Consider the following 15,247-nt stretch of genomic DNA (forward strand, 5'->3'; position numbering starts at 1 on the left):
CAGATTGGACATTCACTATGAGTCAGGAACGCCGCCGTTTTTTCCGCATCGATGACAGCATCGGGGTAGCTTATCGCCTGCTCACGGAAGAGGAATTGGCCAATCAGGTCGAAGGCGATATTACGCCGGTAGATTCCCTGAACCTGATCGCTTCCTACGACAATAAAATCGCTAACCTTTGTGGTCAGTTGCATACGCGCGACCCCTTGATTGCCGAGCTGATGGAAACCCTGAACGCCAAGCTCAGCGCCGTTATCAATCAGCTGGAAATGGACAGCTATCTGGTTCGCAAAGTGGCGTATAAGGTTCACGAGGTGAACATCAGCGCATGCGGCATGGCGCTCTTTGCTGATGAATCTCTTCCTGAGGGTGCCACCATCAGTTTGGAAATGTCCCTGAAGCCGGGTAACCACTTGGTACAGTGCTACGCGACCGTCGTGTCGTGCAGCATGAATGAAGAAAACCAGAAATTTTACATCCGCATGGACTTCGCCAATATGAGCGAACACGATCAAGAAGTTCTGATCCAGCACATTGTGCGCCGGCAGGGGGATCAACTGCGTGAAGCCAGGCAAGACATACCCAATCGTATCGAAGTCAAAGGCGATGTGGTCGAGGAATGATGAGGCGCAAGAGGGATTTGCAGGCGCCTTCGAAAACGCCATGCAGAAACAAAAAAGCCGGAGCATCCACTCCGGCTTTTTTATGGGCTTGTGTTGAGTTTACTGATCCAGTAAAAACTCAATCACCTCCGGCAGCTCTTCACCCACGGAACCCGGGTCGACCAAATACTTACCGCCAACCAGCAGGGCCGGCACACCGCGTAAACGGTACTTCTGTGCAGTATCGATGGATTGCGCAATGGCGTCGCGACTTTCCTGAGAGTTCATATTCATCAGGATTTCGGCGGCATCGGCACCGCTGGTGTCGGCCAAAAACTGAGCAATGTCGGCCGGGGCAAACAGGGGTTTGCGATCCTTGTGAATGGCATCAAACAGCGCACGGTGGGTTTTATCGCTGATGCCCATCTTCTCGGTGGCGTAGAAGGCCTGGGCATGAGGCACCCAATTGCGGCCCAATACCGCCGGTACACGAACAAACTCGATATTATCGGATTTGTGCTCCAGCCACTTGTCCAGCGTAGGCTCAAAGGCGTAGCAATGGCTGCAGCCGTACCAGAAGAAGCCGGTTACAGTTCGTGGCAGGTCTTTGGCCGCAACATCCGGGGCAACGTCTTCATAGTGCTTGTGTTCCTGAAACTTGGCTTGGGCACTTGCCAGGCTGCTGAGCAGACCCAGAGTGAGGCCCGCAAAAAGAGCGATAAAACGCTTCATTGGCATCTCCATTATGGTTCTTAAAGGCGTTAAAGGGCGTTGCCCAAATAAAAGCCAGAGTGTAAACGCTTTGCGCCACCGGGCAAAGGGCATGACCCGAGCTTACGATTCTTAATCCAGCTCTTAGAAATTCCCAGGTGAAATAGTTCCCCAAATCAGGCTATAATTGGCGTTCGCACAGCGAGGGTTTTAAGGCTTGGTCGTTCAAGCACTTAAAACTTCGGGGCCGATTAGGATTCGACGCCGGTGACAAAACCTTTGGTGCATGCCGTGATGGCAGCCAATCACGTTAATCCAAAGCTGTAACTTTATAGTTGCCAACGACGACAACTACGCTCTAGCGGCTTAAGCCCGCTAGCGGTCATTAGCAAGGTGCCCATACCGCGCTACTGACTGTCACTTAGAATGGGATCGCAGCAAAGCACGTCTGGGGTGGCGCTGTTAAAACTTTTACCAGGCTCGCTTGAATCGTCCTGCCCGTTGGGCTGATTCCGGTTAAATCAATAGACGGAACTAAGCATGTAGATCCTCTGGCGGAGTGCTGACGGACGCGGGTTCAAATCCCGCCGGCTCCACCAAAACCAAAAAGGGCCTATCCCGTGAGGGATAGGCCCTTTTTGGTTTTGGGAGATCCATTGAATGAATGTTTCGGGATTCACAAGATCGCCTCTGCATTTCCGTTACTTTGATAAATTTCCGATTTTAAAGTCTGGACCAAGAGACCTATTCACAAATTCAGGTTGTTGGGTCTTGCCGGAAGCCATGTTTATATTCAGCCGACAGTAGTGCACGTCTATGGAAAAGCGTATTTGATGGATTGAGTTTTTCACTTAACGGAAAGACTTTCAGAGCAAGGAGTTGAGAGCGGCTGACTGCTTGAGATTTTTGATCAAAGCAATCTCTTAAATATTTTTTTGTTCTTTAGCTTTACTCCTTATTTGTTACAGGCATTAAATCTGAGAGGGACAGCCCTGGAAAATACAATTTTGTTAATGAAAGTGTCATCCTTAAACTAAAGCCTGCAGCAAGAAGGCCGCACGGATATACAGCCATAATTTTAATGGCACGATTTCGACACATTCCTAATAATTGGGGAATTAACAATTCATAAAACATAGGCGTTTTTATATCAATGGCTTACATATCAAAAATTGCCTCTCAAAAAAAGCCACGCAAGAGAAAAAACAAGGGGGTAGCCAAATAAAGGCGATTTAAACGCCAGGTCTCGTGAGCTCGGTATAATTTTACTAATGCTTGAAAAAACTCTACTAAAACAATAAATTAGAGCTTTAGACAAAGGAATGCAGCCAGGTATTTAAACGGACACCATCCTATTATTTCTGATATCCCCGAATTATTAAGAGGCGTCCGTTTTTTGGTTTTTTTATACCTGTCTGTTGAGTAAGCTGTTACATGCGTATAGAAAATGAATGATCTAATAATACAGCTAGGTATTGTTGTTGCAATCGGCATTGGTCTCTTCGTGGCGGCAAGGCTTTCTCGTCGCGGGCATGAGAAAAAATATGGGGCTAAGTCGCGCCATGAAAAAATTAGACTAGTCGTTGTATTTGCAGTTACATTGTTAGGCTTGCTTCTTATATCAGTTAAGTGGTCGGTTTCAAGTTCCCTGTACTGTGGCGCGGCCATCTTATTTGGCATTGTTGGTTTGCTCAGTGAAAATCCAGGTCTACCAAAAGATATGCTGTATTCAGCAGCTATATCTTCACTTGTCGCTATGTTTGTGGGTCAGGCAGTTCACGGCATGTAACAAGTTGTTCAAGCGGGGCAACTTTTCCGTCGCTATGGTTTTGCCTTCGGTGTTTGAGGTTTTAGCATCATTATGCACAAATTGGCTATCACAACATTAGTTATAGTCCTTGGGGGTTGCTCTACTTCAGTGACAAAGGAGTCGGAGTGCTATACGCAGAATACAAATTGGAAGTATTCGTCCGCTCTATTCTCCGAAAAAGCTGCAGAATGGCCTGAAGTAAAGCCTTACGTATCTGAAAAGGTATTAGCTAGCGTAGCTCGAGACCTAGAAGAAAAGGCGAATACCATTCTTACAGAGTTTGAGAGCCATAAGCTCGATGAAATGAGTGAGTCTGAAACAGCCGCTGTTTTCCCAGAGTTATTTGAAATTACCAAGAGGTACATCGAAGTAAACGAGGAATTAAAAAAATATAAACATTCATATTTAGTTTCCCGTAATACTGTTATTGTTTCAGCCTTCACAAAGGCAGAAAGAGAAATGAATTCTTTGGCAAGGTCAGGAGAAGCGTGTCTTGATAAGGCTGCATATATTCGAGAGGTTAGAACTCGAGCATTTCGGCATATCCGGGAAAATGTTAACAATCAAAGGCAAGGTGACGCAAAAAGCGAACGCCTGCTTTAGGCGTTATAGGTAACCGTACCCATGAAAATGGTGTTGAAGTGGTCCAATATGACGAGCAGTACCGTTTGCTTAGCTAAAAATCAAATACCTACACCTACAATAAGCTTGGAAAGCTGACGGAAAATGCTTCAGGATCAAGCCATCCAAATAGCAGATCGATTGCTCATTGAGCGGATAAATCAGCAATAAGCAAACACTCGTACAGCATTTACACTTGGCAGTTGTGAATGAAGCGGGTTGTGCCTAGGAGAGTCATCCTCCCTAAGCGCAGAAATGCGCGCAATATTGTTGGGGGTGTATAGAAAAGCATTAGTTAGAATTATTTTGACGAATCTGGCAGGGAGGTCTGTCCACCCTCGAGGTGAGTGGACAGACCTCCCTCCGTTTCAGCTAAAATCCTGTGCGGAAATTACACCGCTGAGCGACAATGACACTTTATGAGCTAAATTTTTGTCAATTTATGCTCTAAATGATAGCGAGGGATAGGCCCTTTTTGGTTTTGGGGAGATCCATTGAATGATTGTTTCGGGATTAACCAGATCGCTTCTGCATTTTTGGTTACTTTGATAAATCTCCGATTTTAAAACCTAGGCTAAGAAGCCTATTCACAAATTCAGGCTATATATTAGCAATAAATATGGGTACTATTGATTTTTCGAGCCATGAATTAAAGCACAACCAACTACGCAAAATCAGCCCCAAAACAAATTAGATACAAGGACGTACATGATGAAAGCTTTTCTTTCCCACTCATCTATTGATAAAGAAATTGTAAGAGAGGTTGCGAATCAACTAAACCGTTATAACTGCATATTTGATGAAAGATCTTTTGATAACGGGAAAGAATTTCAGAAGTCAATTGAGGAAAAACTTCAACTTTCAACGGTCTTTGTATTTTTTGCAACGCGCAACTCGCTGGGCTCTGTATGGTGCCAATTTGAGCTTGAGCAAGCTTTCTACGCAAAACTAAAAGGAGTTTTGAAGCGATCCATTGTTTTTATCCTTAATGATGATGTAAGTGTAACCGATTTACCTAGCTGGTTGAGAACCGCATTAGTAAAGAAAGTTAACTCTCCAAGCACCATAGCGAGAGATGTGAAACACAGGCTCGAAGAAGCTGCAGATGAGTTCCAAAGACCCGTATTCCTGGGTAGGTCAAAAGAGAGAGAGTTACTAGAAGAGTCACTAAACCCTATAGATGGCTCTCCCCCACCAAAAACACTCGCAGTCTTTGGCCTGCCAGGAATCGGCAGGCGATCATTAGTACGAAATGTAACAAAAGATCTATTCTCACTTCACAAATGTGTAGAGATTGAAATTGAGGCAGGAGAAACTCTTAATTCCCTATGCGCTAAGCTGGCGGATATTATTGAGCCCTATTCATGCCAAGAGGAACTGAGGGACATTGTCAGCGAGATAAATGACTTATCGGACGCCCAAGCTCTACTCCGCATAACAAGTAATATCCAGTCCATAATATCTGCCAATGAGCTTCCTATTTTTGTAGACTCAGGGGGATTAACACTGGATAACGGCTGCCTTTCTAGCACCATGAATAAAGTCATTGAAAGTATTGATCAACTTTCAGATGCATATATCTGCCTAATTCTTAGCAGAAGAATCAGTCGAGATAATGATATAAAGGTAGAATGCGTTCCCGTTGACCAGCTTAGCAGCAAAGCATCATCTCAACTCCTTACCAGATTAAGTTCACGATCATCCATCTCACTTTCTCAAGAAAGTATAAGAGATTTAATGGACTATATAAACGGCTACCCGCCTGCTGCGTATTTTGCAGTTAAGCAGGCTTCTACATACTCTGTCGATGCATTGATGAGCGACAAGAGGAAATTAACGCAATTCAGCCAGAAGAGATTCATAACACATGTACAAGATCACGATCTAACAGAAGAAGACATTAAGGTTCTTCAGGTTTTGTCAAACTATTCTCCACTTCCTCTTAAGTGCATTTTGTCTCTATATGATTGCGAAGACTCTGAGTCTCATGACCGAGTCTACGAACTTATTGACTGCTCATTAGTAAGGATTCAGGATGGAAAACTATACAGAATTGCCGATCCAATTAAAGTGGCTGTGAACGAAGTCTTTGGATATCCCAAAAACAAAGACTTATCGGTAATTAAAGAAACTTTAAATGAATACGTCGATTCAGCAGATGACGATCACAAACTCGACATCTCACGAGTTTTATTTCGATTAGGTTTTGTTCTTGGTGATGAAGGTGCTAGAGAAGCAGGCATAAAACTAAACTCAGATTATATAAAGCTTTTAGAGAACGCTTATCACCAAAGAAAGTTTAAGGAGGCCATAGAGATCGGGTTAGAGGCCGTCAACGCAAACCCCAATAGCGCAAAAGCTAGAACATTTCTTATTAAAGCTTTCATTCAAGAGGAAAAGTGGGATTCAGCAAACGAGCATCTAAACAACCTTTATCCACTGGACGAGTACCGTAATGTATATTACTTGGAGGGCTTTTTGCAACGAAAGAAAGGGGATATAAAAAGAGCCATTGAATCATACGTAAAGGCAAAAAAGCATGGCAGAAAAGGATTTGCTCTTTATCGAGAGTTCTCTCACTGTTATTTAATGATTGGAGATTTAGATTCGGCCGAGAAAAATATTGGAGAAGCTCTAAAAATCCAACCAAACAATAATCAAGTCATCGATATGGCAGCACGAATAGCCATCAAAAGAAAAGAAAAGTCGTCTGCTGAAAAGTATATCAGTCAACTTGAACTCCTCGACACGCCGGAACACTACAAGCTTAGGCTTTCTGATTATCACCTTTCATTTGGAAACAATGGCCTTGCATTAAACCACGCAAGGGAAGCAGTCGATCTGGGAGGCCCTAGATTCTTCTCTGGCCGAGTAGCTCTCGTCAAATCTCTAATAAAATCCAAAGAGCTAATCGAAGCAGATCAAGAACTAAGTAAGATCAGATCGGATTATCCTAAAAGTAAAAATGACTTAAAAGTCTCTCTTCAAGCTAGCCTTGAACTAGAAAAGGGGCACCCCGAAAAAGCTCTACATATTACAGAAGGCTACATTGATAAAAGCTCAACCCAATACAAAGGGATTAGAACAAAGTGCCTTAAGACTCTAGCCAAAGACACAACAATTCCATACGAAGAGAGAAAGAATTATAAAGGCGAGCTAGGAATACTTGGCGAAGATATCGAATTTGATCTTGGAGAGATTAATTCATAACTTACACTCTTTAGGCAAGCCTTCATTCATAAGGGGCTAGTAAAACCAAAGACACTCAAAAACTGCCATAAAGAAACTGAACTCGCGTCCAGACAGGGAGTTGAACCTAGTTTAGCTCTGCCTTATCTTTCTACATGGGAGCGCTCATTTTGAGCGCTTTCGTCGCTATAAATACTGCAAAATGGGACACATTTTTGGTACACTAAGAACATGCCAAAGAAAATAAAGTACTTTAAAATCAACAGCTTACCGCTTTCTAACACTTGGTGGTTCAACAATCTTGATGCTATTTGAGCCTGCATCGTTCATTTTGTACCAATTCATGTCACGATTATTCACTAAGGGCCAACGCTGCCAGCTGTGCTGATCTGCATAAGAGTAAGGTTGAAGGCTTAGATAAGTTTGCTATTCATGGCTAGATGAGCAAGTTGGTCAAATGCGAATATGTGTCGTCAGCCAATCTCACGGGAAACTGCCTTTTGCTTGTAAGCTTAATCAGACAAGTCTCAGTGAAGTCGTGAAAGGCATTTATGAAATGGACTCAAGCCTCTCTACAAAGGGTATTCTAAATGTGTGGCAGAAAAACATTTAACAAGTTGCTCAATTACGTTCCGGCCGCAAAAAGCGCGTCCTCAACGGGACAGCCCGCGCTAAGCTTCGGCTGCCCATTAGCAAAGCGTTATATACCCTAGTGAATAAAGTAGACGAAGAGCTAATTCAAAACTTGGAGCTTGCTGCTTCGATAGCCCGGAGTAATCCTAGGAGGCTGAGTCAACCATCCGAGCATTTTGATGACGCTGATATTTGATTATGACGATTTCTGCTCGCATCATGATGATTCAGTAGAAATTGGAAGCAGTATATTTTCGAACCTATTAGCAAGGCGTATAAAAAGGCCAGGCAGCGGAGCACAAGCAAAAGACGCTTGTGCTGGGCCTTACAAGATATGTTCGGCCGCAGTTGGCAGCGTTACGCGCTTTGCTTGCCCCTGCTTGAGGCGTTATGAGTAAAAAACTGTGAAAATTAGAATAGTGCTAGGGCTGGTTTTTCTCAGTGTCCATACAATTTTGTATGTTTTTGTATTGCATGCCAATATTGTTAAAGCCACCGATGCTGAAATGACTTGGCTGATATTTATGCTTATCGATTTTCCCGTTAGCCTTGGGGTTCTCACTCCAATATTACATGTTGAGGGTAGTCCTGAATGGAACAATCTGTACTTACCTGCTCTCTATTTCGGCGTCTTGGGTAGTCTTTGGTGGTATTACTTACCCACTCTATTTTCCAAACTAATTGACGGACTATATAATTGGTTATCAGATTTAGCGGTTAAAAAGTGAGGTGTCAATTCGCGCTTAAAAAGGCCAAGCAACGAAGCACAAGCAAAAAGTTCGCGCCGTTTATAAAGGCGTTATAACTTGAAAATGCACTGTACCGTAGATAGGTCTAAATTGAAGAGGTACTAAGGAATGGGTCAAAACTCTCAACTCCGTGTTTGTCCAAATGTCCTTTTCAATGTTAATAAGTCCTCGTTTTGCACAATGACGTGGCTTGCAAAAAGTGTATCTAAGTGCGTGGCTAGCTTGTTCTTTGGGTAACTCAAAAATACAGCGATTCAAGGCATAGTGAAATCTGGTGATTGAGCTAGGCATAGAGGCGTATTTTTTAAATGTTCCCGTATTGTGCTAAAAATTTTTCGTCTCGAATTAGAATGGTGGTGATGTTATTCCATCTACAACAAAGAATAACCCCAATCATGCTACTCTGTCAGGACTAACACCGGCACAAGCTGAGCAGTGGATGACACCAACAGTACGTAATCCTAACAGGTGAAGTCTTATGAACGATAAGGAACTACAGGAAATACAAGATAGATGTAATGCTGCAACCTGCGGCCCTTGGGTTTCTTATGTTGAGGGGCGCGATCACGTGAGTGGTTCTGACTTTATAATGACAGGAGAAGGGGAAAATAGGGGGGACGATATTGAGTTGTCTGGTGCAACTACAGCAGATCAAGACTTTATCGCTCATTCTCGGCAAGATGTTCCACGTCTTTTGGAAGAAATTCGACGCTTAAGAGTGCTGCTTCAGGATTAATTGACGTCTGTTTACCTTAATCTTCCAAGTTTCAACCAGGCTTTAGATATCGGCCTTTTCAGCTGGTTTTGATTTTTGCTACCTATATGGTTACCATGATAATTAAATTTCATGGGAGCACCCAAATGAACAAAAACCTCTTCATTATCGCCAAAATCACACCGAAGCCGGAATTCTTCGAATCTGCAAAACATGCCATTTTAGGCGTTGTGCCACAAACCCTAAAAGAGATGGGGTGCCATCAGTTCGCAGTACATCAGGACGATACTTCGATATATCTTTATGAGGAATGGGATGACCAGGCCGCGTTGGATCAGCACTATGCAATGCCCTATATCGTTCCGGTATTTGAGTCGTATCAGGAGTGGTTGGCTGAACCGGTCGAAATCAATAAGTTGTCCAAGCTGGTATAGGTAATACGATGTTCTTTCTTAAAGAGCTTCCATCAAAGCAGATGATTCAAGGATACGCAGATCGTTACCCTATAAAGAATGTGGATTCCGTTGAGGCAGCGTTGCTGATGATGCGCCAGGCCAGTTTGTTGATTCGCGAGTTGGAAGCCTATTTTTCCAGTCATAACAGTTCCCAGCTGAGATTTCTTATTCTGCTGGTCATTGATCGTGAGCCGGAGCGTAGAAGTTTACTGGTGAGTGAAATTTCTGAGCGCATCGACGTCTCTCGCCCGGTGATGACTCGCACTCTGCAAAGTTTGGAGGGTGACAATTTTATTGCTATCAAGGCCGATAAGCATGATGGTCGGGCCAAGCAGGTTTTTCTGACCGAGAAAGGAAGGAAATTTCTGAAAAAGATTCTTCCTGGCTACTATGAGTTGATCGATAACTTTATGGCTGGTGTGGAAGCGTGATGAGGGGTGGTATTGCCTTGGGGGCGTACTTACTCCCCCAAAACCAACTCCACCACTTCCTTCTTGGCCGCAACCTGAATCTCCATCAAAACCTGGCCATCGCGAACATCGCTTAAGGAATCAACCTCTTTCCCGACTTTGCCCAGAATTAAAAAAGTGTCGGTATCCAGATCATAAGACCACAATTGTTCTTGGCTGCTTATGGCGTAAAGGGTGTTGCCATCCATCACAAATGATTTGGCGTCTCCACGCAGGTTGTCGAGTGCGCTTATGTGCTGGTCTTCAATGGCGCCGGGGCGCCAATATTGGTCGCGCACGTCTTTGTAGATAATCTCGCCGTCTTTGCTTTTTTGCGCCCACAGCACGGCTTTGTCATTGATGACTTGATATTCGTCGCTGTTTAAATTGTATTCGGCCAGTTTCAGCAGGCCCTCTATTCGAGCCAGTATTAAGGCGTGGTTACTTTCGCTGTCCCAGTCGTAGAATAAAACGGCTGGGTATTTCATGGGCAAGGTTTTTTGGCGGGCATCCAGAAATACCTGGGTGAGTTGATTATTGGCGTTGACCAGTAAGCTCTGACCGTCTTTGGCCCATTCTATGCCCCGAATATAGGTATCCATTGGAAATTGCGTAAGCTGCCGAGGGTTTTTTCCATCGCTGACCCAAAGCTGATTGTCTCCAGAGCGTTCAGACCAGAACGCAATCAAGTTCCCATTGGGTTGGAAGCTGGCGTATCCCTCGCCGAGGTTTGAGCGTTCGATGCTCGGGTAGCCTTGTGGCAATTGGGTAAGCTGTTCAAGGGAAAGCTGGCTGATGTCACTGTCGTAAGGCCCTTTGATCATGAGCAGGCGTTTGCCTTTGGGATGGAACTCGGGTTGAACCATTCGCTCTGCGAAAGGCAGGCTGACTTTTTCAATGTTCCCTTCGTACGACAGCGTAAAAAGTTGCCGCCCTGTGCTGAAGACCAGTTGATTTTCCAGGGGGCTGAAGTTTGGATACAGTGGCCGAGTTTTGGGAATCTCGGATGGAACGCTGATCGGGTGGCTGGACACAAGATGTCCGTCGGGTTTGAGCATATCCAGGTGCTGTGAGCCATCAGGGTGGAAGCGTGTGAGGGCGATCAGGTCTTCCTGCGGTGAATAGGCGTAGTGGACAATATTACCTTCCTGCAGGGAGTAGATGTCGCTGCTTCGACCTTTCTTTGTGTCGTACTTGATCAGGTCCCAGCGGTCTGATTCTCTTTGCAGCAGTGCAATATTACCGTCATTTAACCAGGTGGGCTTTTTGACGCTCGAATTCTTGCACTGCAATATAACTTCAGGTTGTTGAGGGCTGGCCAGCGCTTTTTCAAAATCCAGGCTAACCAGGTTGTAGCAGTTGCTTTCGATAACGGGTTGATTGCAGGCTCCTGTCGCCAAAAAAACCAACTGTTTGCCATCGGGAGAAAAACTGTGGGGGCCATAGGCGCCCCAGTCTTTGGTCAGTTGGGTTTCCTGTTGGGTTCGGATGTTTTTAGCCCACACTTTATTAACGCACTGCTTATCCAGATAACGGTGGAAAACAATGTACTCACCGTCAGGTGAATAATTCGCGTCGAATTCTTTGTCATCTGTCGCGGTAAGGGATCGCAATGTCTCAAACTTAAGTGTCGCGTTTGGCTTAGGAAGCAAAAACTGATAGCCAATAATGGCCAGAGCCAATATGCCAGCAACGACAGAGAATACAGGCAGCCGTGATTGGGGGGATTGGGCTGATTGAGAGTGGGAAGCTTCTGTGGTCGGCGTTTCGGTGTGGCTATGTTGGCTGCGAATTTCGTCCGCGTTCTCGTTTTCCGACGATTCATCAGCTGAGACGGGGGGTAAATGTTTCTGCCAGCGAACATCGCACTCCAAGCTGTAACCCTGTTTGGCGTGGGTTTTGATATAAACCTGAACTTTGCCATCGTCCCCCAGTGCTTTTCTCAGCTGAGCAATATTGCGTTGCAGGGTATTGGGGGAGGCAACGGTGTCGGGCCAAACCTTGGCGAGCAGTTCTTCGTGGCTCACCACTTTGCCTTGATGCTCGGCCAGATAGGTAAGAACGGCCAGTGCTTTGGGGGCAATGGTTTGGGAATTATTATTCTGTGTTATTTGATTTCTGGATGGATCGATAAAAAAACCGCCCACCCAATACTGTGCCGTCATATTACCTCTGCCAAGATACAGCTGCTGTCGTAAATCAGAATAAGCAAAGGACGTCATCCTAGCACAACCCTTGATTTCAGCAATGCATCAGTTTCCAAGTTGTTGATAGGAAAAGGTTTTGTCTTTGTCAGGCAAAATTCAGGGAAAAATCAGAAGAACATCAAGCATTTCCATTTCGAATCATTAACGCTTGCACGCTCACTATTCTTTAAACAAACCTCATGTGAGGAGCAGGGCGATATGAAGAAATATTTAATCTTGGTTTTCTTGTTTTGGCTGTCTGGTGCCAGGGTTGAAGCTGCGGAGTTTGTGTCCTATGAGATGCCACGAACCCAGGTTATTCCCATTCAGGATACACAGGCCGGGAAGCAGTATGAGCTGTATGTAAGGTTGCCTGAGAATTATGGCGAAGATCCGGAAGCTCGTCATCCCGTGATCTACTACACGGATGCAGTATGGCATATCGATTTGCTTTCTGCGGCGACGGTATTTTTGATGGAAAATGCCATTCTGGTCGGCATCTCCTGGCAGAAAGACATGAGTGAAGAGCTCAAAAAGAAAGGCGCTCATATCAGCCGTGCCTGGGATTACTCGGTAAGACCAGCGAGTGATCCGAAACGTCAGGCCAAATACAAATTTGGCCAGGCAGGTAATCATATGGCGTTTATCCGCAAGGATGTGATCCCCTATGTTGAACGTAACTATCGTACACAAACGGATAATCGCAGCTACTTCGGCTATTCGATGGGCGGTGTGTTTGGTGCCTATGTTCTATTGGCTCAGCCGGACACCTTTAAAAACTACATTCTTGGCAGCCCGGCCTTGGATGGCGATATCCCCGCGATAAGTAAGTTGGCCGCATCTTCCCCTAAAAGCCTGAATGCCAACGTCTTTGTGTCTTATGGCTCGCTTGAAAAAGAGCTGGCGGAATATGGCGAAGAATTTGTCAACCTTTTGAAAAACCGAAACGACAAGAGCCTGGTACTTGAACAGCGGGTGATCGAAGGGAACCATCAAAGGGCCGCCCCTTTAACCGGGGTTCAAGCCGTGGCTTGGTTGTCTGAACTGAAAGGGTTATCTGGCTCTGAGCAAGAGGGCGCTGAAAAATGAAGACTGCCGTTTCAATGCTACTGTGTTCCGTCATTGCGTTCAGCGGCCAGAGCTACAGCGATGATGAGTTTCCGCTGTTGAGGGGCCCTTATATGGGACAGAAACCACCGGGCATGACAGCGGAACCTTTTGCGCCAGGGATTATTTCCAAGGGCAGTTGGGAGGTTGAGGGAGTGTTTGCTCCCGGTATGAACGAATTCTATTTCACGACCGATCGTCGTGGCCGTACACGTCCAACGGTCATAGGCTTTCGCCAGGAAGCCGGGGTGTGGAAGAAGCACCTGGAATTTGAGCGACGTGGAGAGATTGCATTTTCGCCGGATGGCCAACGTATGCATATGGCCGAAGGATATAAAGACCGACTCGGGCATAGCTGGTCAGAACGAAAAAGCCTTGGCCCCCTGTTTGATCGAAAGGATTGGGGAATCATGCGCCTGACGGCTTCGGAGCAGGGCACTTATGTGTTCGATGACTATAAAAGCAAGGATGTGATTCGTATATCGAGATTAATCAACGGTAAACGCCAGGCACCCAAGATGATGGGACCGGTGGTGAATTCAGGCGCGTATACGGCTCATCCTTTTATTGCGCCCGATGAAAGTTACTTGATTTGGGATAGCAAGCGAGAAGGAGGTTATGGCGACTCGGATTTGTATATCAGTTTCCGGAGAGACGATGGTTCCTGGGGGGCGGCCATTAATATGGGCGAAAGTGTGAATAGCGATAAGTGGGAAGCCTATGCGGCTGTCACGCCAGACGGCAAATACATACTCTTTAATCGCGGAGTAGAAAGTGACAATACCGACATCTACTGGGTGGACGCAAAGATTATTGACGCCCTCAAATCTCAAGCTGAATCCCGCTCCGGGAATTTCCCAAGACCACCAAGGACTGTTCCACTCGCAACGGCCGAAGAAGCCAAGCTGCCCTTCCGGGAAATTCCGCTGTTGGAGAATGCGTATTTCAGTGCGAGCCCCCAAGACAATAACGATGCGGTACCGGTAGGACAGCTCGGTGTTGATGGCGGTGACCGAGAGCGGCTGCTTAAACTGGCCAGGGAAGTGGCCGAAGGTCAGCACGGCAAGTTCGACAGTCTGCTGATTGCCCATAAGGGAAAGCTCCTGTTTGAGTCTTACTATCGGCGTGGGCGGGCCAATTTACCCCATCCCCAGGCGTCTACCACCAAAGCGTATCTGAGCCTGGCTATCGGTCGTGCCATTCAGTTGGGTTACTTGAGCATGGCCGATCTGGATAAGCCTGTGGTGAGCTTTCTGGATGAGCTGAATCCGACTCGCTTCGTTGAAGGGGTAGAGAACATTACGCTGCACAGTGCCATGACGATGAGTTCGGGCATTACCATTTCAGATGAGCAGACAGAAGCCTTTGAAAAACAACCCGCTCAGCTAAAAGGTCAGGGGCAAGTGCAGACCTATCTTGAACACAGCTTACCCATCAATGCAAAGACCCGGATCTTCGACTACAAAGGTGAAGACCCTAAATTGATCATGCAGGTGTTGAATGCGGTGGTTCCCGGTACGGCAAGGGCGTTTATTGAGAACGAGTTGCTCAGGAAGCTGGCGATCGACGATTATGCCTGGAGTAATGATGACAGTGGATTTATCCGGGGGCCTTGGGGCTCGAGCATGACTTCGCGTGCAATGATTAAGTGGGGCACTCTGGTCATGAACAGGGGGATGTGGAATGGCGAGCAGTTGATTCCGGCGGCGTTTATCGACAAGGCAAACAGCCGGCTTGTCCGTCTGGCTGAGGAAGACATTTTCTTTACTGGTTCACATGTTTCCAAGCCCGGCTATGGCTATTACTTTTGGCAGGCGGATATGAAAGTCGGTGATCAATATTACTTCACGACGTCCGGACAGGGTGGGGGTGGTCAGTACATTATTATCATCGAAGAGCTTGATCTTATCGTGGTGACCACGACGCATGGACGGGGTAATAAAATTATGCATTTTGCCGCAACGGAGGTTTTACCGGCTTTTGTTCAGTAAGCGTTGAAGTGGCTGCAAGGATGTAGCCG

Annotated in this window: 11 protein-coding genes and 1 other RNA gene; 10 read left to right on the plus strand and 2 right to left on the minus strand. The window is 45.8% G+C overall.

The window, feature by feature from the left end; all coding sequences use genetic code 11:
- The first annotated feature begins 17 nt into the window (after nt 1–17).
- Nucleotides 18–623 carry a PilZ domain-containing protein gene (locus G8768_RS20305; RefSeq protein ID WP_166843526.1) on the plus strand — a complete coding sequence of 202 codons (606 nt, stop codon included), beginning with the start codon at nt 18–20 and terminating at the stop codon, nt 621–623.
- A gap of 99 nt (nt 624–722) precedes the next feature.
- Here G8768_RS20305 and G8768_RS20310 read toward each other — a convergent pair whose 3' ends face one another.
- Entirely contained in the window at nt 723–1,334 is a 612-nt protein-coding gene (locus tag G8768_RS20310) for a thiol:disulfide interchange protein DsbA/DsbL (RefSeq protein WP_166843527.1), read from the minus strand.
- 222 nt (nt 1,335–1,556) lie between these two features.
- Here G8768_RS20310 and ssrA point away from each other — a divergent pair.
- From ssrA to G8768_RS20350, 7 genes are all read left to right on the plus strand, one after another.
- Nucleotides 1,557–1,912: a transfer-messenger RNA gene (ssrA, locus tag G8768_RS20315) on the plus strand.
- Between the two features lie 848 nt (nt 1,913–2,760).
- Complete coding sequence (locus G8768_RS20320; protein WP_166843528.1) at nt 2,761–3,102, plus strand: hypothetical protein; 342 nt, start codon at nt 2,761–2,763, stop codon at nt 3,100–3,102.
- 129 nt (nt 3,103–3,231) lie between these two features.
- The gene (locus G8768_RS20325; RefSeq protein WP_166843529.1) at nt 3,232–3,726 is read left to right on the plus strand and encodes a hypothetical protein; all 495 of its coding nucleotides are present in this window, start codon (nt 3,232–3,234) and stop codon (nt 3,724–3,726) included.
- Nucleotides 3,727–4,452: 726 nt separating this feature from the next.
- On the plus strand, nt 4,453–6,954 hold the full coding sequence (locus G8768_RS20330) for a TIR domain-containing protein (protein ID WP_167202808.1): 2,502 nt from the start codon (nt 4,453–4,455) through the stop codon (nt 6,952–6,954).
- A 1,839-nt stretch (nt 6,955–8,793) separates the two neighbouring features.
- Nucleotides 8,794–9,051 (plus strand): hypothetical protein, encoded by a 258-nt coding sequence (locus G8768_RS20340; protein ID WP_166843531.1) that lies wholly within the window; start codon nt 8,794–8,796, stop codon nt 9,049–9,051.
- A gap of 125 nt (nt 9,052–9,176) precedes the next feature.
- Complete coding sequence (locus G8768_RS20345; RefSeq protein ID WP_166843532.1) at nt 9,177–9,464, plus strand: putative quinol monooxygenase; 288 nt, start codon at nt 9,177–9,179, stop codon at nt 9,462–9,464.
- Between the two features lie 8 nt (nt 9,465–9,472).
- Nucleotides 9,473–9,916: a MarR family winged helix-turn-helix transcriptional regulator gene (locus G8768_RS20350; RefSeq protein WP_166843533.1), complete on the plus strand. Its 444-nt coding sequence runs from the start codon at nt 9,473–9,475 to the stop codon at nt 9,914–9,916.
- A 29-nt stretch (nt 9,917–9,945) separates the two neighbouring features.
- On the opposite strand, the gene G8768_RS20355 is transcribed toward G8768_RS20350, so the two are convergent.
- Nucleotides 9,946–12,099, minus strand: a complete 2,154-nt coding sequence (locus tag G8768_RS20355) for a winged helix-turn-helix domain-containing protein (protein WP_166843534.1) — start codon at nt 12,097–12,099, stop codon at nt 9,946–9,948.
- Nucleotides 12,100–12,339: 240 nt separating this feature from the next.
- Here G8768_RS20355 and G8768_RS20360 point away from each other — a divergent pair, with 240 nt between their 5' ends.
- Together G8768_RS20360 and G8768_RS20365 are read left to right on the plus strand one after the other, a co-directional pair.
- Nucleotides 12,340–13,209, plus strand: coding sequence for an alpha/beta hydrolase (locus tag G8768_RS20360; protein WP_166843535.1), 870 nt, complete (start codon nt 12,340–12,342; stop codon nt 13,207–13,209).
- Nucleotides 13,206–15,218: a serine hydrolase gene (locus G8768_RS20365; protein WP_166843536.1), complete on the plus strand. Its 2,013-nt coding sequence runs from the start codon at nt 13,206–13,208 to the stop codon at nt 15,216–15,218. Before G8768_RS20360 ends, G8768_RS20365 begins: the two co-directional genes overlap by 4 nt.
- The last annotated feature ends 29 nt before the right edge of the window (nt 15,219–15,247 follow it).

The organism is Pseudoteredinibacter isoporae (genome assembly GCF_011602085.1).
Classification (GTDB): Bacteria; Pseudomonadota; Gammaproteobacteria; order Pseudomonadales; family Cellvibrionaceae; genus Pseudoteredinibacter; species Pseudoteredinibacter isoporae.